Source organism: Myxococcales bacterium (assembly GCA_016712525.1).
In the GTDB taxonomy this organism is placed as follows: Bacteria; Myxococcota_A; Polyangia; order Polyangiales; family Polyangiaceae; genus JAAFHV01.
Genome location: JADJQX010000001.1, coordinates 1,700,335 through 1,722,093, shown reverse-complemented (window position 1 = coordinate 1,722,093; position 21,759 = coordinate 1,700,335). Strand labels below are relative to the sequence as shown.

Genomic DNA, 21,759 nt, shown 5'->3' with positions numbered 1-21,759 from the left:
TTGCGTCGGTCGGGAGGCCCGCGAAAGCCTTGCGCTTCCGAGTACTTGACGTGGCGCGGTGCCTCACGCGCGCCCCGCTCGTGGTAGCCTCGCGAGCACGATGAGCGCGCCGGCCGAACCCGATTCTTGCTCGACCCATTACGACCTCGTGGTGCTCGGCTCCGGCCCGGGCGGTGAGGGCGCAGCGATGCAAGCGGCCAAAGCGGGGCTCAGGGTCGCGGTCGTCGAGCGACACCACGACGTGGGCGGGGGTTGCACGCACTGGGGCACGATTCCCTCGAAGGCGCTCCGCCACTCGATCCGTACGGTGGCCGACCTCCGCGCGAACCCGCTGCTCTCGCAGGTGTCCGCGGCCGTCTCGGTCGATCTGCCCACGCTGCTCCGCTCGGCCGACTCGGTCGTGCGCGCCCAAGTGCAGCTCCGGCGCGGCTTCTACGAGCGCAACGAGGTCAAGGTCGTGAGGGGGCTCGCGCGCATCGTCGACGCGAGCACCATCGAGGTCGAAGGGCCACAAGGCGGCAAGAACCGCATGACCGCGCGAGGCATCATCCTCGCCCCGGGCTCGCGCCCTTACCACCCGCCCGACGTGGATCTCTCGCACCCGCGCGTGCGCGACAGCGACACCATCTTGCGGCTCGATTGGAACCCGCACTCGATCGTGATCTACGGCGCCGGCGTCGTCGGGTGCGAGTACGCGTCGATGTTCCGAACGCTCGGAATGAAGGTCACGCTCGTGAACACGCGCGACAAGCTGCTCTCGTTCTTGGACGACGAGATCGTCGACGCCCTCGCGTACCACCTGCGCGATCAGGGCACGATCTTGCGCCACATGGAGGAGTACGAGCGCGTAGAGACCCGCGACGATTGCGTGATTTTGCACCTGAAGAGCGGAAAATCGATCAAGGCCGATCTCCTCTTGTGGGCGAACGGGCGAACGGGCAACACGCAAGACATCGGCCTCGAGGCGCTCGGGCTCACACCCGATAGCCGCGGTCAGCTCAAGGTGAACGAGCGCTTCCAGACGACGGTGCCCACCATCTACGCCGTCGGCGACGTGATAGGCCCACCCGCGCTCGCGAGCGCCGCGTACGACCAGGGTCGCGCGGCGGCCACGCACTTCATCGAAGGAGAGTCGAGCCCCATCTTCGCGCACGAGGTGCCGACGGGGATCTACACGACCCCGGAGATAAGCTCACTCGGGCCCACGGAGCGCGAGCTCACGCAGAAGCGCGTTCCGTACGAGGTCGGTCACGCCCTCTTCCGCAGCCTCGCGCGCGCGCAGATCGTGGGGCAGCCGGTGGGGATGCTCAAGGTGCTCTTCCACCGTGAGACGAAGAAGGTGCTGGCCATCCACTGCTTCGGCTACCAGGCCGCCGAGATCGTGCACATCGGGCAGGCCATCATGTCGCAGCCCGATCCGCACAACAGCATCGAGTACTTCGTTTCGCAGACGTTCAACTACCCGACGATGGCCGAGGCCTACCGCGTCGCGGCGTTGAACGGGCTGAACCGTTGCGTCTAAATTCCAAATAGTTACTTCATGTTGGAGTACTCGTCGAACCCCGCCGGGTCGGCACGTTCGAGCACGGGCACGATGGCGGAGAGCGCGCGCGTGAAGAGCGTCGGTTGCTCGGGATCGTCGAACACGGCGGAGAAGTCTTCCGGAGAGAAGGCCCGCTCGAGGCGCGCCACGAAGGAGCCTCGCAAGACACGGAGGTAGTGGTCGACGTCGTAGTCGCGTGGGTCGGAGTCCAGGGGGAGCTCGTCTTCGTCGGCCTCGGGCGCGAGGCGCGGGCGCCCCCTACGGTCACGATAGACGTGCACACGTTCGCCCGGGGTCCACTCGGTGCGCCCCGCCGCGAGGAGCGCCTCGTACGCGAGCTCGCGACGCGCCCGGCGAGACGAAGCGTACTCGGCCGGCGTCTTCGTGAGGCGGACGAGCATCGCCACGTCCCGGGTAGGGATCTCTCGGTGCCGCAGGGCGAGCGCCGTCGCCACGTAGGCCTCTCGGGTCCCCCTTACGTCGAACGAGAGCAGACACGCGAGCGCGCGCCGCAGGAAGGCCTCACCGAAGGGCTCCGCGCGGCTCGACCGGAAGGCCACACCGCGGAGCGTGAGGGCACCGTCGTAGCCGAGGAGCGCATAGTTTTTCGGCTCGTGGGAGAGCATGGCGGCATAACGACCGTCGAGCTCGAGCTTCACGAGATCGGGGAGGAGCGCGGCGACCTCGGCGACGACGCGGCGCTCGTCGGCCTCGGTGAACGACTCGGGGACGGAGAAGTAAACGCCGTCGGTGTCGGCCTCGAGCAACACCACCTCGCGCCTCTCGAGCTCACGGCACATGAGGGCGAGGGTCTCGCGTCCGCGCCGGGTGACCTCGTTGGCCGCGTGCACGTCCGAGAAGCGCACGAGCCCGACCGCGGCGAGGTACCCGTAGGCCGAGTTGACGACGAGCTTCATGGCGGCCGACGTGGCCTCGTGCTCGTAGCGCTCGGGCGACCCTCGAGGGGCCTCGCGGCCCTGTTTTTTCGCGGAGAGCCGCAAGACCACGAGCCTATCGACGATAGCGAGGAGCGCGCCGAGCTCGTCGCACGAGGGGCCGATGCCGTGCGCCCGCATGAGCGACGGGTAGAGGCTCGCGACGTCGGCCTTGACGATCCGGCGCGCCACTCCGGAGGAGAAGAGGTGCAGCGCGGCGCCCTTGTGCGGTGTCCCGTCGCCGCGCGAACGCTCCGGGAGGGCCCGCTTCGACCTCAGGTACGCGCGGAGGAGCATCGGGTCGAGCACGCCCGTGGCCGGCCCCGCGTCGGCGAGCCGCTCGTAGCGTCGTGGGGCCATACGCGCGAGGGCGAACGCGGCGCCCCCGAGCAGACGCGACACCGCGGCCACCTCTTCGACGTCGTGCGTGGCGTAGCGGCGCACACGCGCCGGGTCGCGGAGGTACTCCTCGTAGATGCGGTGACCGCGGACGTGCTCGCGATCGGGGGCGGCGACGCCGAGGTGCCTCGCGACGGCCTTGAGCCCATGGCTCGGGAGCTCCCTCGTGGCGAAGTCGATGCTCCGGACGGCGTCCATGGTGTCGAAGAGCTCGCGCCCCGGCACGGTGTACCTGCGGCGCGGCCCATCGCCGTCTCCCACGGAGAAGCCCCGACGTGCGGGGCGCTCTCGGAGCCCGAAGCCCGAGAATCTCCCTAGATCGAGCGACACACCGTGCGCCCTTGCCCGGCGGGCGAGGAAGGGCAGATCGAACCCGTGGAGGTTGTGGTTCTCGATCACGTCGGGGTCCTCGCGGTGCACGAGAGCCACCACACGGCCGATGAGGTCGGCCTCGTCGGCAGGCGCCGCGCCCCGGGCCTCGAGCACCGTGGTCACGCCCTCGGGAGAGCGCAGGGCGACGAGAAACACGCGGTCGCGCGAGGCGTCGAGCCCGGTCGTCTCGATGTCGAGCTGGAGTCGCCGCACGGCTCCGGGTGCGAGGTCGCGGAAGTACGTGCGCCCCGTCGCGACGAGGTACTGCTCCTCGGGTGGCAGCACGCAGACCTCGTCGTCGCCGAGCTGGCGCAGGTGACGGAGGGATCGCCCGAGGCGACGCTCGCACCCGCGCAGCACGGCATTCGAAAGCGTCCGCGCGTCCCCGGCGCTCACGACGAAGCGCAGGGCGCCCGCCCCACGAAGCTCCGTGTAGGTGATCCCCTCGGCCCCACGGCGGTGCGGGCGGAGATCTCGCCCGAGGTGCGAGAGGTCGGCGAGCGAGGGCAAGAGGATCCACGGGCGGTAGCGCTCGTCGTCCCGGACGAGCGCGCCGTTCACCCTGCGCCAGACGTACGCGCGGCCGTCGGGCTCGGCCCACACCGACACGATCCCCGGAGTCGGATCCCAACCCCAGACCCACTCGTCGGCTCTCTCCGGGTCGGGGCTCACGTGCGCCCGAAGCTACACGCGACGCGGGCCGGATTCCATGCGGCCTCGCGCGCCCTCGAGGACACCTCGCGCCTCGCGCGCCCTCCACGCACACATGGTGGCGCACACGTCCACGGCGCTACGCTCGCGTGGATCGAGCGCAGGATTTGGCCGTTCGTGGGCGCCACGTGACGCCGTACACCTCCGCCCGTTCGCTGGCGTGCACGGCGGCGCGACATTTACCACGTTGACCTAAGTGCTGCGGCGGCGATGCTCTTGCCACTGCCCGCGCGCACGGGTATCCCGCGAGCATGCTTCAGCACACGCTGGCCACGATGGCCTCTGAGTTCGCGACCGCCATCGTCCGAGCCCTCCGGGCGGCTCCGATGGACGAGCTCCACGCCTTCCTCGAGACCTCGGCGATGCGGACGACCGCCACCCGAGCGCCCGTCGCGACGAAGACCGAGACGAAGGCGAGCCGCGATCGTGCGCGCGCCGGGGACCGTCCGACGAAGCCCCGCGCGACCACCAAGGCCGCGCGCCCCTCGAAGGTCGTGCCCGAGCCCGGGCCCGCGAGCGCCAAGGCCGCGCCGAAGAGCGACACGACCGGGGTCGCCGCCCTACCCAAGACGACGGCGGCCGAGACCCCTGCCAAGGCGTCCACCGAAGTCACGCCCCGCAGGAGCCCGAAGGCCAAGGCCGCCCGCGCCACGACGGCCCCCGAGGCCACGACGCCTGCGACGCGCAAGCGCGCCCGCGACGCGCAACCCGAGGCTCGGCCCGAGCTGTCGCCGTCGGTCCTCGACGCGATCGTGGCGTTCTATGTCGAGCGCGCGACGCGCGGGGCGACGGAGCGCCAGGTGGCCTCGCACCTCGAGGGCCTTGGGCTCGACACGAACGCGAGCACGGCCGCCGTCGAGGCGTTGGTCGCCAACGGCACCATTCGCGACGCCGGGTTTCGTCGGGCAGCGGGCCGAAACGCGACGGCCCCGGTGTATGTCGCGAACCCACCTTCGGGCTCGTCGAGCCCGAGCTTCGGCTGACGGCTAGGCCGAGTCCCACTGGGCCATCACGAGCGGCTCGTCGATGGCATCGCGCTCCCACACGAGGAAGTCCGGGTCTCGGAGCAAGGCCTCGACGTAGGCCGACGCGACCGGAGACAGAGCGACGCCGTACGTACGAAAGCGGGTCGCGATGGGCAGGTAGAAGGCGTCGGCGATCGTCGGCCGGGGCCCGAAGAGGTACGGACCTCCGGCCCCGAAGCGCTCTCGGAGCGAGCAGAAGAGAGCGTCGACCCGCGCGACCTCCCGAGCGACCGCTCCCGACAGGGCTCGAGGCTCCGCGCGCCGCCGTATGTTGCAGGGGAGGCTCGCCCGAATGGCGCCAAACCCCGCGTGCATTTCGCACGTCGCCGCTCGGGCGTGCGCGCGCGCGACCGCGTCTCGGGGCCACAAATCGGGAGAGCGCTCGGCCGCCCACTCCGAGATCGCGAGAGAGTCACCTAGGATCTCGCCATCGGCGTGGAGCACCGGCAACGACCCTTGGGGGCTCAAGGCGAGCACGGCCGGCATGCGCCGCTCCCCATATCCCTCTCCCCCGAGAGGCACGAGCTGCGTCTCGAAGGGAATCTTTCCCCACGTGAGGACGAGCCACGGCCGGAGCGACCACGACGAGTAGTTCTTGTTGCCGACGTAGAGGACGTTCGCCATGCACGCGAGGGTACACGCGGGTGGGCCCCGGACCGCGGAGAACGTGATCCAGGCCTCCTACGGCACGTCCGCGCGGGCTCGCTCGGCTCAACCTCCCATCGACGGCGAGTACGGCTTTCCCGGGGTTCCGCCCAGCGCGAGCACCGTGGCTGGCCGATCGCGTGTCACGAGCTTCCGGCGCACGTCGGGCGCGACACGCGCCATATCGCCCGTGACGAGCGTGCGCTCCTCACCCGAGGCACGGAGCACGACGGATCCCGACAAGACGACGTAGACCTCTTCTTGACCGTCGGTCTCGTGATCGTGCTCGGGGCAGAGCTCGCAGCCCGCGTCGAGCTCGAGGACGTTCATCCCCCACGACGACACCCCGAGCGGCTCTCGCGCGGCGCGGAAGCGAATCCCGGGGATGGCGTGTGGGCCTTCGTAGGCGGCGAGGGTGCTAACGTTCGTGATCGTGATGCCTCTCATGGGGTCTCTCCTTGGAGCCCGAAGGTAGCCATGGCGGGCCGAGCGCCGCTTGTACAAACGCGACCGGAGCCTCACGATCGCGCGCGCGGGCTCGTGTCGAGCCGATCGAGCGGGCGCCGTGTCCGCAGCGAGACCATCCTGCCGCCGCCCTCGCTCCGCGACGTCGTCGCGACCTTTTGGATCGGGGAATGGGACCTGCCCGAAGAGGAGCCGCACGAGACCGAGCTGCTCGGCGATCCGTGCATGCACGTCGTCATCGAGGACGGCGAGACGCGCAGGGAGGGTCGTGTCGTCGGGGTGTGGACGCACCTCTGGCGCCGAAGGCTCGAAGTTCGCGGAAAGGTCGTGGGGGTGAAGATCCGAGCCGGCGCGGCCAAGGCGTTCTTCGACGAGCCGGCGAGCCACTACACCGACGCCATCACCCCCCTCGAAGACGTCTTCGGGCCTTCGACGCGCCGACTCGAGCAGCTCGTGCGCGGCGCGCCCGACGATTCCACGGCGATCGGGCACATGTCGGCGTGGCTCGTCTCGAGGAGGCGCCCGCGCGACCGCGAGGACACGAGCCTCGCCGTAGCCCTCGTGGAGCGCATCACGAACGACCTCGGCATCACCAAGGTCGAGCACCTCGAGGTCGCGTCGGGGCTGCATCGTCGCGTGCTCGAGCGGCTCTTCGCCGAGCACGTCGGCGCCCCCCCGAAGCACGTCATTCGGCGGCACCGCCTCCAAGAGGTGGCGCTGCGGCTCGAGCGCGGTGAGGCGCCCTCCTTGGCCGACCTCGCGGCGGAGCTCGGCTACACCGACCAGTCGCACCTCACGCGCGACTTCAAGAGCGTCGTCGGAAAGAGCCCCCGTGAGTTCGGGCTCAAGGTGCACGAGTGACGGCTCAGGAGGCCGGCGGCGCCGGGCCACGCTCGCGACGAAAGCCGACCTCGGGAGACAGGAGGTACCCATCGGCGGTGCGCACGATCGCGTCGACGAGCCCCTCGTCGCGCAGCCGGGTGATGGCGACGTAGAGGCGGTTCATCGCGGCACGCGCGAGGATCTTCTCGTTCGGCCAGATGTGCTTGAGGAGGCGTGAGGCCGAGACGGCCTTCCCCGGCGCCTTTTCGCGCTCACGGGCGAGCGCGTGGACGAGGCGCCGAAGCACGGGGCGTTTCGTGAGCTCGAGCACGCGGCCGTCGGGCCCTCGAATCCATGCGCCGTCGTCTCCCATGACGACCTCGCGCACCGTCCGGCTCGACGGGACGGGCTCTTCGGCGGACCGCTCGGTCGAGCCGAGATAGCGCAGCGCGAAGCGAACCTCCTCGGTGACGGGAGAGCGAGCGAGCACCGCGTCGCGCTCGCCGGGCGGCTCTCCGAAGACCGCGAACGCGAGGAGGTCGACTGCGACCGCGCGTGCGGCGCGACCGTCGTCCTTGGCCGACGCACGCGCGGCGACGAACGACTGCTCGGCGAGGCGGCGATGGCCGAGGCACGCGTACCCACACCCGACCACAGCGTGCACCATCGAGCTCGCGTGCTTCGCGCCGGCGATCTCGAGGGCGTGCAGCGCCTCTCCGCCCCGAAGCACGGCCTCGTGAGCCTCACCGAGCTCGAGCTCGAGACCCGCGAGATACCCGAGCACGAGCCCTTCGGTCTGGACGTCACCGACGCGCTTCGTCACCTCGAGGGCGTGAGCGTACCTCTCTCGCGCGACCCCGAAACGCCCGAGCTCCTGCTCCACCAAACCACCGATCGTGTACGCCCAGCCGAGCGACCGTTCGTCGCCCACCTTCACGAAGGCGTCGACCACGTCGTCGGCCATGCGCCGGGCCGCCTGGAGCTTGCCTTCGTCGCAGAGGCGCGAAGCGAGCAAGAGCTCGACGAACGCCCGCTCCCGGAGATTTCCCGAGCGAACGAAGCAGGCGCGCGCCGCGACCAGGGCAGCGTGCGCTTCTTCGGTGCCCTCTTCGGAGAAGACGTTGGCGGCGTCTTTGTGGATGCGCCCCTCGACGTCGGGGAGCTCACGCCCCGCGACGATCGCGCGGGCCTCTTCGAAATGACGGCGCGCCTCCTCGAAGCGCCCGGCCAGACCGACGGCGAGACCGAGCTTGCTCCGCGCGAGCGCGCGTGTCTCGGCCCGACCGAGGTGCGCGGCGGACTCGAAGTCGGCGAAGGACGAGTCGCGTTGCCCGCCGAGGAGGTGCGCGAGCCCTCGATCGAGGTGGAGCTCGGCCAAGAGCTCTGGCGCGAGGGACTCTCCAAGCGCGATCACGCCCGTCAAGAGCTCGACGTACCTCCCGTAGGGCCCTCGGCGTAGATAGGCAGTGCCGAGCGCGAGCGCGAGCTTCGCGGCCTCGTCGACGAGACCGAGCGCCATGGCCGACGCGAACGCCTGCTCGTACGTGAGCGGATCGAAGTCGGTAAGCCTCGGATCACCGTACGCACGCGGGCGAGGCATCGCGGCGAATCGGCGGACCATCGCCCGGATCACCTCCCCCGCTCGGCCGCTCTCGTCGAGCCGCTCGCGCGCGTACTCGCGGACGGCTCGAAGCATGGCGTAGCGGCGAGGCTCGTCGAGCCAGACGACGCGGAGCAACGAGCGCTCGATGAGGGCTTCGATCGCCTGCCCCACCCGCGCGCGGGCCTTCGGGTCCTCGTCGCAATCGAGCGCGGCCAGGGCTCCCTCGAGCCCGAAGGCGCCCTCGATCACCGAGAGCGTCGCGAGGGTCTTGCGGAGGTCCTCGGGGAGGTTCGCCCAGCTCGCGTCCACCGCGCCCTCGATCGAGCGAGAACGCGAGGCCATGTCGATCTCCCGGGAGGCGAAGAGACCGACGCGGCGCTCGGCTTGCCGCACGAGCTCGCTCGTTCCCACCGCGCCGAACCGCCCCGCGAAGGAGACGATCGCGAGGGGGAGACCCTCGAGCGCACGGACGAGCGCGGTGACGGCGCGCGTGTTCTGGCGAGTGAGGCGAAACCGGCCGTCCGCGGCCTTGGCGCGTGCGACCAGGAGCTGGACGGCGGCCGCCTGAACCGCCTCGTCGGGGTCGTCGGTCTCCTCGGCGAGGCCCAGCGGGTCGATCACGACGAGAGACTCTCCCTGGAGGCGGAGCCGCTCCCGGCTCGTGACGATGCACCGCGACGCGGCGCTCGCGCCGAGGCACGCGGATACGAAACGCACGACGACCGGCAGGCAAGCGTCGGCGTCGTCGAACGCGAGCACGTTCTTCCGGCCTCGGACGGCGAGCCGCGCGAACGCGGCGATCTCCTCGTCCTCCGATCCTTGAGGGACGACGCCGGTCGTGCCGACCGCGGCGAGCAGCGCCTCTCCGAGAGAACGCGGGGTGTGGCGCTCGTCGCATACGACGCGCGCCATGCGATCGCCGAGGGCACGCGCGCGAACGAGCTCGGCGAGGAGCGCCGATTTGCCCACTCCGGGGGGACCGACGAGCGAGACGATGCGCGAGGAGGCGAGCCGAGCCTCGACGATCTCGAGCTCTGCTTCTCGGCCGACGAATGACAGCCCGGTCGTCACACACACTCCGTTCGAGGCTTCGAGGCGTTCGGTACGAGCCTAGGGAATTTCGAGCGACCTCGGCCTTACCTGGACCTTACATCGTCTCCGTCCGACGCGCACGAGCGGGAGCTCGGCGCGACAGCGGTCTTTCGAGATGCCGTTGGGTCAACGAGCCAACCTTGGCTCGCCGTCCGGCAGCGTAAGGGCAAATAAGTGTCGTGTAAGTGGGTGTCGCGGCCTCGGCTCGTAAAGTTAGGGGGTCGGTGCGAGTCGGGGGGCGGCGTCGGCGCCTCGGAGTATCCATGAACGCGTCCTCTCGCGAGCAGCCCCACGACCCGGTGCTCCTTCGGCAATTGAAGCGCCTCGGCGCATCGGACACGAGCCCACCCGACCCCGGGACATGGGAGCGCCTGCTCGGCGTGCTGAGCGACCACTACCGCCGTTCGGCCGAGGACCGCGCGATGCTCACGCGCTCCATGGACCTCGCGAGCTCCGAGTTCGAGGTGCTGCGCACCAAGGTCGAGAAGCAACGCGACTCGTTCCGGGACACCATCGTGGCCCTCAGCGAGGCCCTTTCGGTCTTCGGAGATGCCGTTCGCACCCGCGACGCCCAGGAAGACACGGGCATCACGTCCATCGAGGCCGCCAAGGCCGACTTCTCGTCTCGTCTCTACCGCATCTTCGACGCCGAGCGCGACGCGTCGGCGACCGCCGAAATCTCGGGCCTCAGCGTGAGCCTCGTGAAGCTCGCCGACCAGCTCACGCGCCTCCTCGACTCGAGCGCCGCGCGAGCCGCCGGAAAGAAGGATCTCGAGGTGGCGCGTGCGGCGCAGCGTCTGCTCGTGCCGCCCCACGGGAGCATCGACGGCGCCGCGCTGCGGATCACGTCGACGTTCCGCCCCGCGGCGGAGTGCGGCGGCGACCTATGGCTCGTTCGGGACCTCCCCGACGGCACGACGCTCGTGCTCGTCGGCGACGTGACCGGCCACGGGGTGGCCGCAGCGATCCTGGCAGGGGTAGTGAAAGGTGCGTGCGAGGCCGCGCTGCGTGATGCCGCTGGCTTCTCGAGCCCGCGCGCGCTGCTCGCGAGGCTCGACGAGGTCGTGCGCGAGTGCGCCCGGGGCGAGGCGCTCATGACCTTCACGGCGGCCCTCGTCGACGCGGGGCGATCGCAGGTGACCATCGCGAACGCCGGACATCCTCACACGCTCTGGTTGCGGCCGGGCGAGGCGAAGCCCCTCGTGGTCGACGGTCCGCCCCTCGGGGCCGGTGGCCCGGTCGAGCACCGCGAGATGACCTTCCGCGTCGACAGGGGAGACTCGCTCGTTTGGTACACCGACGGCCTCGTCGAGCGCGAGAACGACCAAGGCGAGCCCTTCGGGGAGCGGCGCCTCCGCGCGGTGTGCCAACGCGCAGCCCTGGGGGGCGCCGAGTCGATCCTCGCCTTGGTCGAGTCGACGTTCGACACGTTCGCGAGCCCATCCCCCGACGACGACGACGTCACGCTCGTGGTCGGGACCGTCAAATAACGCAGACGACGCCCGCCGAGGGCTCGAGGTTGCTCGATGAAGACCGAAGCCATGGCCTACGACCTCGCGACGTCGCGCTGGTCCTCGCCTTTCCCCACCAAGCTCGACTCCGAGAGGACCCTGGTCCTCGCCTTCGGCGCGCCGGACCTGCCCGATCGCTCGACGGCCCTCCGCGATCTCGTGGGCGCCTTCCCTCGATCGGTCGTGGTCGGGTGCTCGACGGCAGGGGAGATCCACGGCCCGGTGGTTCGGGATGCCTCGCTCTCGGTGACGGTGAGCAAGTTCGATCACGCCTCGCTCGCCCTGGCCCACGTCGAGGTGCGAGGCGCGGAGGGATCGTTCGCGGCCGGCGAAACACTGGCGAAGCGCCTCGCGGCGAGCGGCCCGTCCCTCCGCGCCGTGTTCGTGCTCTCCGAGGGGCTCGGCGTCAACGGGAGCGAGCTCGTGCGCGGGCTCAACGCGTCGCTCGATCCTTCGGTGGTGGTGACGGGAGGCCTCTCGGCCGACGGATCGGCGTTCAAGCGCACGTGGGTCGCGCGCGGGGCGACGGTCGCGTCGAACGTGGTCGTCGCCGTCGGCTTCTACGGGGAGCGCCTCATCGTCGATCATGGGACGCGCGGGGGGTGGGACAGGTTCGGGCCGGAGCGCGTGGTCACTCGCTCCGACGGCAACGTGCTCTACGAGCTCGACGGGAAGCCGGCGCTCGCGCTCTACGAGGAGTACCTCGGGGCTCGCGCGAAGGACCTGCCCGCGTCGGGCCTCCTCTTCCCTCTCGCCATGCGGGCCTCGCAGAAGGACGAGAAATACCTCGTAAGGACGCTGCTCTCGGTCGACCGGGCCAAGCAATCGATGAGCTTCGCGGGCGACGTCCCTCGGGGCCACTTCGCGCAGCTCATGCGGGCCGACTTCGACAAGCTCATCGAGGGAGCGCGGGGCGCAGGCCTCGCGGCGCGCACGGAGCGGCCCTCCCAGGGGGACACCCTGGCCATCGCGGTGAGCTGCGTCGGCCGCAGGTTGGTCCTCGGCGATCGCACGGACGAAGAGGTCGAGGCCGTGCTCGAGACGCTGCCCGGCAAGGGGGTCGCGCTCACCGGCTTCTACTCGTACGGGGAGCTCGCGCCACACACGACCGGCCCGTGCGATCTCCACAACCAGACGATGACGCTCACGGTGCTGCGTGAGGCGGCCGAGGGCGCGCCGGCGCGCACCTCGAACGAAGGACCACGGGCCTCCGCGCCTGCCTTCGGGAAGCTGATTCGCCCGTCGTCGCCGCCGGCGCCGGCCGCCCCGCGGGCCACGCCGAAGGTCGAGAGCCCCGCCGCCGATCTCTCCGTCGTGTCCCTCGCCTACGACATCCGCGAGAAGCGCTGGTCGGCGCCGTTTCCGCCGCTCGACTCGCCGCGCACCCTCGTGCTCGCCTTCGGGGCCCCCGAGGCGGCCGACGACCCGACTCCGCTCGCCGACCTCGCGCGCGCGTTCCCACGATCGATCGTCGTGGGGTGCTCGGGCGCCGGAGAGGTGCATGATACACAGGTTCGCGACGGCTCGATCGCGGTCACGGTCACGCGATTCGCCGAGACCGATCTCTCGTTCGCGTCGGCGGACGTCACGGGCGCGGACACGTCTCGAGCGACCGCCGACACCCTCGCCAAGAAGCTCGAGCGCGCTCGGCCCGGGCTCCGTGGCGTGCTCGTCCTCTCGGAGGGGCTCGGGGTCAACGGGAGCGAGCTGGCGCGAGGCTTTCGCGAGGCGCTCCCGGCCGACGTCGTCATCACCGGGGGTCTCGCCGGCGACGGCGCCCGGTTCCAGAAGACGTGGGTGAGCATCGGCGGCAAGCTGCGCCCCCACGCCGTGGCGGCGGTCGGCTTCTACGGGGACGCGGTCACGATCTCCCACGGCTCGAAGGGCGGCTGGGACAGGTTCGGCCCCGAGCGCGTCGTCACGAAGTCTCGAGGGAACGTCGTCTACGAGCTCGACGGCCGCCCCGCGCTTCGCCTCTACGAAGAGTATCTCGGCGAGCGCGCCAAGGATCTCCCGGCCTCGGGCCTCCTCTTTCCTCTCAGCGTGCGGAGCTCCCAGACCGACGAGCGGCGACTCGTGCGTACGCTCCTCTCGGTCGACCGCGAGGCGCAGTCGCTCACGTTCGCCGGGGACGTGCATCAGGGCTCGTTCGCGCAGCTCATGAAGGCCGACTTCGAGAAGCTCGTCGACGGCGCCGGAGAGGCGTCTGGCATGCTGAGCGGCGTGCCCGACGGCACCCCATCCCTCGTCGTCGCGATCTCGTGCGTAGGGCGTAGGCTCGTGCTCGGAGACCGGACGGAAGAGGAGATCGAGGCCGTGAAGAGCGCGCTCCCGAGGGGCGGAGACAACGCTCACGTCACGGGGTTCTACTCGTACGGCGAGCTGTCGCCCTTCGTCGATCCCGGCACGGGCGTCGCCGGGCCGTGCGAGCTCCACAACCAGACCATGACGCTCACGATCTTCTCGGAGGCGCGCCGCGTGAGCCGGACGAAGGTCGACGCCGCCCCGAAGTCGGGTCGGGCCCCTACCGCACCGAAGGCCCCGCCGCCTCCCGCGCCGATGCCCCGGGTCGAGGCTGCCGCGCCGGCGTCCGTGACAGCGCCCGCCACGTTCACCACCTCCCGGTGGGCGTACTCGGTCGCCGAGAAGCGCTTCAGCCTCTCGACGTTCCCCAAGGTCGACTCGCCTCGCACCCTCGTCCTCGCGTTCGGCGACGCGTCGGTCATCGACGATCCGTCCCCCTTCGAGCGCCTCGCGAAGGAGCTGCCGACCTCGATCATCGTCGGGTGCTCGAGCGCCGGAGAGATCCACGGGACCCTCGTGCGAGACGGCTCGCTCTCGATCACGGCCACGAGGTTCGCCAAGACGGACCTCGCGCTCGCGTCGTTCGAGGTCAAGTCCGCCGAGGATTCTCGCCCCGTCGGCCGCGCGCTCGCCAAGCGGCTGCTGGCCGAGAAACCCGGGCTCCGCGCCGTGCTCGTCCTCTCCGACGGGCTCGCCGTGAACGGGAGCGAGCTCGTGCGCGGGATCAACGAGACGCTCGACCCGTCCGTGGTGGTCACGGGAGGCCTCGCTGGCGACGGCTCGCGCTTCGAGCGAACGTGGGTCGCCGTCGGAGGGCGCGTGGCCCGCAACGTCATCGCCGCGGTCGGCTTCTACGGCGATCACGTCGTCGTGGGGCACGGCTCGAAGGGCGGATGGGACACGTTCGGGCCCGAGCGCGTGGTGACACGCTCCGAGGGGAACGTGCTCTACGAGCTCGACGGGAAGCCGGCGCTCGCGCTCTACAAGGAATACCTCGGCGAGAAGGCGAAAGATCTCCCGGCGTCGGGCCTGCTCTTCCCGCTCGCGATGCGGGCCTCGTCGAGGGACGAGAAGATCCTCGTGAGGACGCTGCTCGCCGTCGACCACGAACGAGGGTCGATGACCTTCGCCGGCGACCTGCCGCGCGGACACCTGGTGCAGCTCATGCGCGCCGACTTCGACAAGCTCGTGGGCGGAGCCTCACTCGCCGCCACGGCGGTTCGTGGGATCGGCAACGAGGACAAGAGCCTCACGATCGCCATCAGCTGCGTCGGTAGACGGCTCGTGCTCGGGGATCGCACCGAGGAAGAAGTGGAGGCCGTCAAGGAGGCGCTGCCCAACCACGGGGAGAAGTCCGAGGTCACCGGCTTCTATTCGTACGGAGAGATCTCCCCCTACGCGACCGGCCACTGCGACCTCCACAACCAGACCATGACGTTGACGGTGATCTCCGAGTCGTCGACGCCGCTCGAGCGCCTCGAGCCCATCGAGGACCCGACACGCGCGCGCATGCCACCCGGTCCGCGCGTGAGCGAGGCCCCCCTCCCCGTCGCGCCCCCGAGGCGCGATCCTCCGAGCGTGGCCGTGGACGCGACCATCGCCCCGCCGGTGAGCACGAGCCAGGTTCGCGTCCCGGTCGATACGTCGGCGATCCCCGTGGTGGTGCGCGCGACGAACCGCGTCGCGTCGGCCAGCGCGTCGACGGTCGTCACCGAGACCCTGAACGACACGACGGTCCTCCGGATGAGCGGCCGTGTGTCCGAGTCGTTCAAGGGGGACGCCGTCGGCTCGGCGCTCTCCGGGGTCGTCGTGATCGACCTCGCAGAGGTCGAGCGCGTGACGTCGTACGGCGTCCGCGAGTGGCTCGCCATGCTGGGCTGCGCCAAGAACGCGCGCTCGATCACGTTCGCGAGGTGCTCCGAGGCCATCGTGAACCAGCTCGGAATGATTCGAAAATTCGCCGGAGCGGGGCACGTCGCCTCGTTCTTCGCGCCGTACCAGTGCACACGCTGCGGCGAGCCGTTCGAGCGCCTCTTCGACGTGGAGCGTGACCGTGACGCCATCTTGGCCGCCGCGCCGCCCGAGGCCTCGTGCCCGGCGTGCGGCGCGAAGGGGCGCTTCGACGACGAGCCCGAGACCTACTTCGCGTTCGCGCGTCCCCACGTCGGCACTCCCGTCGAGCCATCGGTGCGCGCAGTACTCTCTCACCTCGCGGAGACGAGACCCGAGACCCGCAACGACCCGGTCGACAAGACGGTCGAGGGCGACACGACCCGCGTGCGCCTCCAGACCAAGCTCACGGCCGATCTCCGCTGGAAGCGCATCTTCGACGGCGTCGAAGGCAACCTGGTGGTCGACCTCGGCGCGGCCGGCGCGCCCGACGCAAGCGCCGTTCGAGCGCTCGAGGCCGGGCTCTCGGCGATCGCACCGGATCTGAGCCGTGTCACGCTCGAGCGGTGCCCCGAGGCGATGCTCGACAAGCTCGAGGCGCTCCGGGCCCTCCCGGGCTTCCAGCTGGCCTCGGCCATGATGGACGGGTTTTGTCCGAGCTGCGACGTCCCGCGGGCCGCGTACGTGTCGACCTCGGAGCATGCCGAGGTGATCGCGAGCGGTCGAGCCCCGGCGGTCCCCTGCAAACGATGCGGCGCGCCCCTCACCATCGCGGGGATCTCTCGGCTCGCCGAAGCGACGACACGACCCGCGGTGCGGTCCGAGCCCCAGCCCGTGGCCATCCCGGCTGCAGTCCGAACGGCTGCCGACTCGGGGAATCGACGATGGCGCTCCCCCATGGTCGTCGTCGGTGCGGCGAGCGCGGCCTTCGCCCTGAGCCTCGTGGCCTACCTCGGGACGCGCCCTCCGCCCGCACCGGGCCACGTCGAGCCCGTCGCCACGGCCGCACCCGCGCCGAGCGCGAAGCCGAGCGTCGGGAGCACCGAGCCACCCCCGTGGACCGAGCGTGATCTCGTCATCGGCGCCGAAGAAGTAACGGTGGTCGGCCGTGCGGACTCAGGTCTGGCGCTCGACGCCGCGCTGAAACAGGCGAGGAGCGCCGCGATCCTCCGGGTGGTCCAAGAGCTCGGCCGAGAGCTCTCGGGTAGCCCGGTCTACGAGTTCGTCGCGGCGCGTGTGCACGGAGAGGCACCGCGGTCCGACGCGGCCGTGGTGGACCGCTTCGTGGCCCAATGCGGGACGTTCGCTTCGCTCGAGCGCGTGGAGACCTGGTTCGGGCCGGCGGGGCCGGGGTTCGTCAAGTTCCGGCTCGAGCGCGCGGCCTACCAGAAGGCTGTCGCGCTCTACCGCGAGACCGCACAAGTCCAAGGGATGGTCGTCGGACGGGTGTTCCCGACGCTCGAGCGTGCCTTCCACTCCGAGGGCGAGATCGTGGTCCTCTCCGTGCAGAAGGGTCGCCTCGCCGAGGGGGCCGGGGTTCGCCCGGGCGACGTCGTTCTCGCCGTGGAGAGCCGCCACGTCGCGAGCCCCGAGGCCTTCGCGAAGACCATGTCGGAGGCGTACACACAGACGCCCCCGCGCGGTGCCCTCGCCGTCGACGTCGAAGCGGCCGGCGCGCGGCGCACCGTGAGGTTCTACAAGGCCCCGCCCACACCCTGATGGCGCGCCTCGTCGGATACGAGCTCGGCGACCGCTTCGCGCGTGGAGGCATGGCGGAGGTGTTCCTCGCCAACCCTCCGCCGCACCTCCGCGCGGAGCTCGGCGATCACGTGGCCGTAAAGCAGCTCTTGCCGGAGCTCGAGGCCAAGGACGAGTTTTTGGACATGTTCCTCGAGGAGGGAAAGCTCGCCCTCCTCCTCGAGCACCCGAACCTCGTGCGGACTGTCGGCGTCGGTACCATCGAGGGGCGACACGCCATCGTCATGGAGCTCCTGCGAGGCAGCGATCTCCGAAAACTGTGCAAATCCGCCAAAAAGCACGGGATCGGGGTCCCCATCGAGGTCGTCGTGCGCATCGCCATCGACGCCTGCCGTGGGCTTCACGCGGCGCACGAGGCGCGCGGGCGGGACGGCGAGCCGCTCTACGTGGTGCACCGTGACGTCTCGCCGCAGAACATCTTCGTCGGCATCGACGGGGCGGTGAAGGTCGTCGACTTCGGGATCGCGAAGAGCAACCTGCGCGGCTACGAGACCCAAGGAGGCATGCTCAAGGGCAAGGTGCCCTACATGGCGCCCGAGCAGATCAAGTGCGAGGCCCTCGATCGGCGCGCCGACGTGTACGCGATGGGGGTGACCCTGTACGAGTGCATCCTCGACGCGCGCCCGTACGCCGTGCCGAACGCCACCGAGTTCGCTCTCATGCTCGCCATCGCGAAGCACGACATCGTCGCGCCTCGGGAGCGCTCCGCGTCGTTCCCGGTGGAGCTCGAGAAGATGGTGCTCCGCGCCATCGCGTTCGACCCCGACGATCGACACCCGACGTGCGCCGCGCTCGCCGACGACCTCGAGCGAGGGGCGAAGAGCGCCGATCGGAGCGCCGTCGCGCGGTGGGTCGCCGAGATCTTCGACAGGGCCGGGAGGCGAAACAAGGGGGAGGAGGCCACCCTCGCGCCCCAGTCCCGCGAGCCGTCGCCTCGCGAAGCGCGTGAAGCCCAGAGGCGGCTCGAGGCTCACGCGGTCGTGGCGGCGATCGAGCACGTCGCGGGCCTCACGGTCGTCCGCTTCGAGGGGCGCATCGACGAGCGCTTCTCGGGGAGAGAGCTCGGCTCGGCCCTGTCGGGATCGCTCGTGCTCGACCTCGCCGGGGTCGAGCGCATCACGTCGTACGGAGTGCGCGCGTGGCTCGAGATGCTCGAGGCCATCCCGACCGACGCCGAGGTGCACCTCTACCGGTGCTCCGAGGCCGTGGTCGCTCAGCTCGCATCGTCGTCGGCGTTCGCGGGGCGAGCGCGCGTCGTCTCGTTCGTGGTTCCCGTGGTGTGCGACGACTGCGGGGCGACGTCGCAGCTCGCGATCGACGTAGAGCGCTCCCGCGACGTCCTGCTCGACGGTCGAACCCCCGAGCGGCCGTGCGAGCGTTGCGGCGGAAGGCCGCGGCTCGACGACGACCCCTCGATCCTCGGCTTCGTCCGCAAGCACGCGGGCTCGCCCTTACCCGCGCGAGTGCGAACGGTGGTCGACGAGCTCGACGTGCGCCACGAGAGCGGCATCGGCGACGTGCTCGAGAAGATCGTCACGGCGGACGAGACGCGGATCGTCGTGCGGCGGGCGCCCCGGAGGGCCCTTCGGCTCGGAAGAGCGCTCGACGGCGTCGAGGGCAAGCTGGTCATCGACTTTCGGGGCATGCCCACGATGGACGGCGCTACCTCGGCGGCCGTGCTCGCGGCGCTTCGTGGTCTCGACGACGAGGTGACCGCCATCGATCTGCGCGAGGTGCCCGAGGCGCTCGCCCGGGTCGCGTTCGAGGCGCGCCCCTCCGCGCGGATGCGGGTCCTGACGGTGGTGACCGAGGGGTATTGCGGGAGTTGCTCGGCCTCGCGGCTCGGGCGTGTCGACGGGGCGTCGTACGCGAGGGCCCTCGCGTCCTCCTCTCCACCCGCGGCGGAGTGCCGTCGTTGCGGGGCGACGCTCGGCTCCCAGGGCGTGCCGCACGAGAGCGCTCACGACGGCGACGCGCTCCCCGGCGAGCCTGTCGCGGCGGTTCAGCGCCCGATGAATGTCCGCTCGGCCCGCAGGCACCTCGTCTTGCTCGTGCTCGGCGTCGTCCTCGCCGCTGCCGCGACGGCCGGAGCGCTGGCGCGACGACACGCCGTTTTCGTGGAGCCCGACACGAGACAGCCTCGAACGACCACGACGCCCCTCCCGCCGAGGTTCCCGACGTGAGCCCCTCCACACGCCCTCCCGCCCATTTGCCGTCCGGCGCCACCGTCGGTGTCCTCGAGACGAACCGCACCCTCGCGCAGCGCATCGCGCGCGTCCTACGCGCGGCCACCCCCGGAGACGACGTCGCGGTCGAGTCCGACCCCGCGAGCCTTCGAGCGCTCCTTGGGTCGAGCCCCCGGCTCCTCGCGGGCGACGTGTCCGAGCTCGACCTCTTGCTCGACTGGGCGCACGGCCGCTACCGCGGAGCGAAGGTGATCGTCTGGTGCGCGAGCGATACCACCGCGGCGCTCCAGGCCATGCGCTCCGCCGAGGCCCTCTCGAGCCTCGTCGCGTTCCCGAGCTTCCTGTCGATGCCGCGGCCGTGGGAGCTGCTCTTCGCGGCGCGATCGGCCCTCGATCCGAGCGCGCCGCCCCCGAGGCTCGCCGAGCTCATGGCGTGGGGCGCCACGACGGTGAAGTACCGGCCGACCACCTCTCGCGAGCGCGATCTCGTCGTGGCCGAGCTCGGTGCCGTCGCGGAGCGCGCGGGGGTGGCCACGCGCCTCGCCCAGAAGGTCGGCGAGGTCGCGTACGAGCTCGTCATGAACGCGATGTACGACGCGCCCGTCGATCAATACGGAGAGCCGCGCTTCGCGCACGATCGCACGGGCGAGGTGCGGCTACTGCCCGAGGAGGCCCCCACGGTCCGCTTCGCGTTCGACGGCTCGCTCATCGGGCTCGAGGTCTCCGATCCCTTCGGGCTCTTGCGGAGAGAGCACGTCGTCGACGGCATCCTCCGCGGGCAGCGCGGCGACCAAGAAGACGATCCGTCGAGGCTAATCGACACCTCGTTCGGCGGGGCGGGCCTCGGGCTCCACCGTGTCTACGCGGCGGCCTCGTCCCTCGTGGTGCGCGTGTCCCCGGGCCAAGAGACACGGGTCACGGTGCTGTTCGACGCCGACCTCGGCGCGCGAGAGGCTCGAAGGATGCCGGTCTCGCTCCACCTGCTCTAAGGTAAAGGGACGACGACTTCTCGTCGGCCTCGTGCCACGAGCGGCCGCGGAGAGCGATCGAGGTTTGGCGACGAATCGTCGGCCCCGTACATGCCCAAAGCGCCCTCGGCCCTTGAATTCCCGAGGTTTGGGCCACGCGTGTAAGATCCGTGTAAGCGGCGATGGAGCGCGGAGGGGCGTACGCCACGCTCATGAGCTCCCGGCCCCACGCCCTCGCCTTCGCCCTCTCCGCCCTCGCCCTCACGGGCTTCGTCGCTTGTGGATCCACGGCCCGCCCCTCGGGCTTCGACGAGGGGCCCGACGGGGGCGACCCGTCCGCCGACGGGAGCCTGAACGGCGGCGACTCGGGCGCGTTCGACCTCGACTCGGGCGCGTTCGGCGACGGCGCGGCCGTGGGGTTGCTCAAGGGCACCGTGATGGCCCCGAACGGCACGGTCCCGATCGCAGGCGCGCTCGTCTACCTCACCGCCCAGCGCCCCGAGCCGACGCCCGCCCGAGTTCACTGCGACACGTGCGTACAAGTGGGCCCCACGACGCCGCACGCCATCGCGAACGAGAAGGGCGAGTTCTCGCTCGGTCCCAAGGTCACCGGCGCTCAGTTCCTCGTGGTGCAAAAGGGCGGCTTCCGCCGCGTCCGCGAGGTCTACGTCCAGAAGGGCGAGGAGACGCTGCCGACCACCCTCACGACGCTCCCGGGCAAGACCGACGCTGCGCGCGGCGACGAGGTGCCGAGGATGACCGTCGTTCACGGCCAATACGACGAGATCGAGGCCTCGCTCGAGAAGCTCGGCATCGACAAGAGCGCGATGGAGATCGTCACGAGCCCGCTCGTCGGTGACGCCGCGAAGGCCTTCCTTCGGGACAAGGCGCGCGTCGACGACAAGCACATCATCTTCTTGCCGTGCGGCGACTACACCCAACCCACGCCCAACGTCGACCTCTCGGCCGACGAGACCATTCGCAGCAATTTGAAGGCGTTCGTCGAGGCGGGAGGGCGCCTCTACGTCACCGACTGGCACTACGACTTCCTCACGAAGACCTTCCCCGGATTCGTCTCATTCGAGGGCGAGAGCAACGTCCCCTGCTCGGGCTGCGGACGCCTCTCGTACGACGCGACGGCCACGTCGCTCGACCCGAGCCTCGGCGCGTGGATGGGCGCGCAGGGCCTCTCGACCTTCACCCTCGAGAAGAACTACACGGGGATCTCGAAGGTCTCTTCGGTCACGCAGGGCACGAAGACCATCACGCCGCGCGTGTGGGTCTCGGGGTCCCGCGCCGGTCAGGCGCCGAAGCCGGCGACCGTGAGCTTCGAGCAAGGGTGCGGGCGTGTGCTCTTCAGCACATACCACACCGAGCCGTTCGCGAGCACGCTCACCCCGCAAGAGCGCGCCCTCCTCGGGGTGCTCCTCGAGGTCGCGGTCTGCAACGACTCGCCCACGGGCGTGGTCATCAAGTAGCTCGCGCAGAGCCCGCGGGGGCGCACGCCGTTCGCGGATCGCGCGCGCTCAT

General features: G+C 70.6%; 12 protein-coding genes and 2 pseudogenes. 10 read left to right on the top strand and 4 right to left on the bottom strand.

What is annotated here, in order from left to right:
- Nucleotides 1-100 precede the first annotated feature (100 nt).
- A complete protein-coding gene (sthA, locus tag IPK71_07335) occupies nt 101-1,522 on the top strand; it encodes a Si-specific NAD(P)(+) transhydrogenase (GenBank protein ID MBK8213553.1) in 1,422 nt (473 codons plus the stop codon).
- Between the two features lie 11 nt (nt 1,523-1,533).
- Here sthA and IPK71_07330 read toward each other — a convergent pair whose 3' ends face one another.
- Nucleotides 1,534-3,921 (bottom strand): ribonuclease H-like domain-containing protein, encoded by a 2,388-nt coding sequence (locus IPK71_07330; protein ID MBK8213552.1) that lies wholly within the window; start codon nt 3,919-3,921, stop codon nt 1,534-1,536.
- Nucleotides 3,922-4,211: 290 nt separating this feature from the next.
- Between IPK71_07330 and IPK71_07325 the strand changes: the two genes are divergently transcribed.
- Nucleotides 4,212-4,943, top strand: coding sequence for a hypothetical protein (locus IPK71_07325; GenBank protein ID MBK8213551.1), 732 nt, complete (start codon nt 4,212-4,214; stop codon nt 4,941-4,943).
- 3 nt (nt 4,944-4,946) lie between these two features.
- Here IPK71_07325 and IPK71_07320 read toward each other — a convergent pair whose 3' ends face one another.
- Complete coding sequence (locus IPK71_07320; protein MBK8213550.1) at nt 4,947-5,609, bottom strand: glutathione S-transferase; 663 nt, start codon at nt 5,607-5,609, stop codon at nt 4,947-4,949.
- 87 nt (nt 5,610-5,696) lie between these two features.
- Nucleotides 5,697-6,077: a cupin domain-containing protein gene (locus IPK71_07315; protein MBK8213549.1), complete on the bottom strand. Its 381-nt coding sequence runs from the start codon at nt 6,075-6,077 to the stop codon at nt 5,697-5,699.
- 30 nt (nt 6,078-6,107) lie between these two features.
- Between IPK71_07315 and IPK71_07310 the strand changes: the two genes are divergently transcribed.
- Nucleotides 6,108-6,956, top strand: coding sequence for an AraC family transcriptional regulator (locus IPK71_07310; GenBank protein MBK8213548.1), 849 nt, complete (start codon nt 6,108-6,110; stop codon nt 6,954-6,956).
- Nucleotides 6,957-6,960: 4 nt separating this feature from the next.
- On the opposite strand, the gene IPK71_07305 is transcribed toward IPK71_07310, so the two are convergent.
- Nucleotides 6,961-9,591, bottom strand: coding sequence for an AAA family ATPase (locus IPK71_07305; protein ID MBK8213547.1), 2,631 nt, complete (start codon nt 9,589-9,591; stop codon nt 6,961-6,963).
- Between the two features lie 284 nt (nt 9,592-9,875).
- Between IPK71_07305 and IPK71_07300 the strand changes: the two genes are divergently transcribed.
- From IPK71_07300 to IPK71_07270, 7 genes and pseudogenes are all read left to right on the top strand, one after another.
- Entirely contained in the window at nt 9,876-11,102 is a 1,227-nt protein-coding gene (locus tag IPK71_07300; protein ID MBK8213546.1) for a SpoIIE family protein phosphatase, read from the top strand.
- A 36-nt stretch (nt 11,103-11,138) separates the two neighbouring features.
- Nucleotides 11,139-12,287 (top strand): annotated as a pseudogene (locus tag IPK71_07295) (FIST C-terminal domain-containing protein).
- Nucleotides 12,261-13,580: pseudogene (locus IPK71_07290) on the top strand (FIST C-terminal domain-containing protein). The pseudogenes IPK71_07295 and IPK71_07290 overlap by 27 nt, the downstream one beginning before the upstream one ends.
- A gap of 102 nt (nt 13,581-13,682) precedes the next feature.
- A complete protein-coding gene (locus tag IPK71_07285) occupies nt 13,683-17,036 on the top strand; it encodes an FIST C-terminal domain-containing protein (protein ID MBK8213545.1) in 3,354 nt (1,117 codons plus the stop codon).
- Complete coding sequence (locus IPK71_07280; protein MBK8213544.1) at nt 17,036-19,258, top strand: protein kinase; 2,223 nt, start codon at nt 17,036-17,038, stop codon at nt 19,256-19,258. The genes IPK71_07285 and IPK71_07280 overlap by 1 nt, the downstream gene beginning before the upstream one ends.
- An 83-nt stretch (nt 19,259-19,341) precedes the next feature.
- Nucleotides 19,342-20,250 (top strand): hypothetical protein, encoded by a 909-nt coding sequence (locus IPK71_07275; GenBank protein MBK8213543.1) that lies wholly within the window; start codon nt 19,342-19,344, stop codon nt 20,248-20,250.
- A 191-nt stretch (nt 20,251-20,441) separates the two neighbouring features.
- Nucleotides 20,442-21,707 (top strand): hypothetical protein, encoded by a 1,266-nt coding sequence (locus IPK71_07270; GenBank protein ID MBK8213542.1) that lies wholly within the window; start codon nt 20,442-20,444, stop codon nt 21,705-21,707.
- The last annotated feature ends 52 nt before the right edge of the window (nt 21,708-21,759 follow it).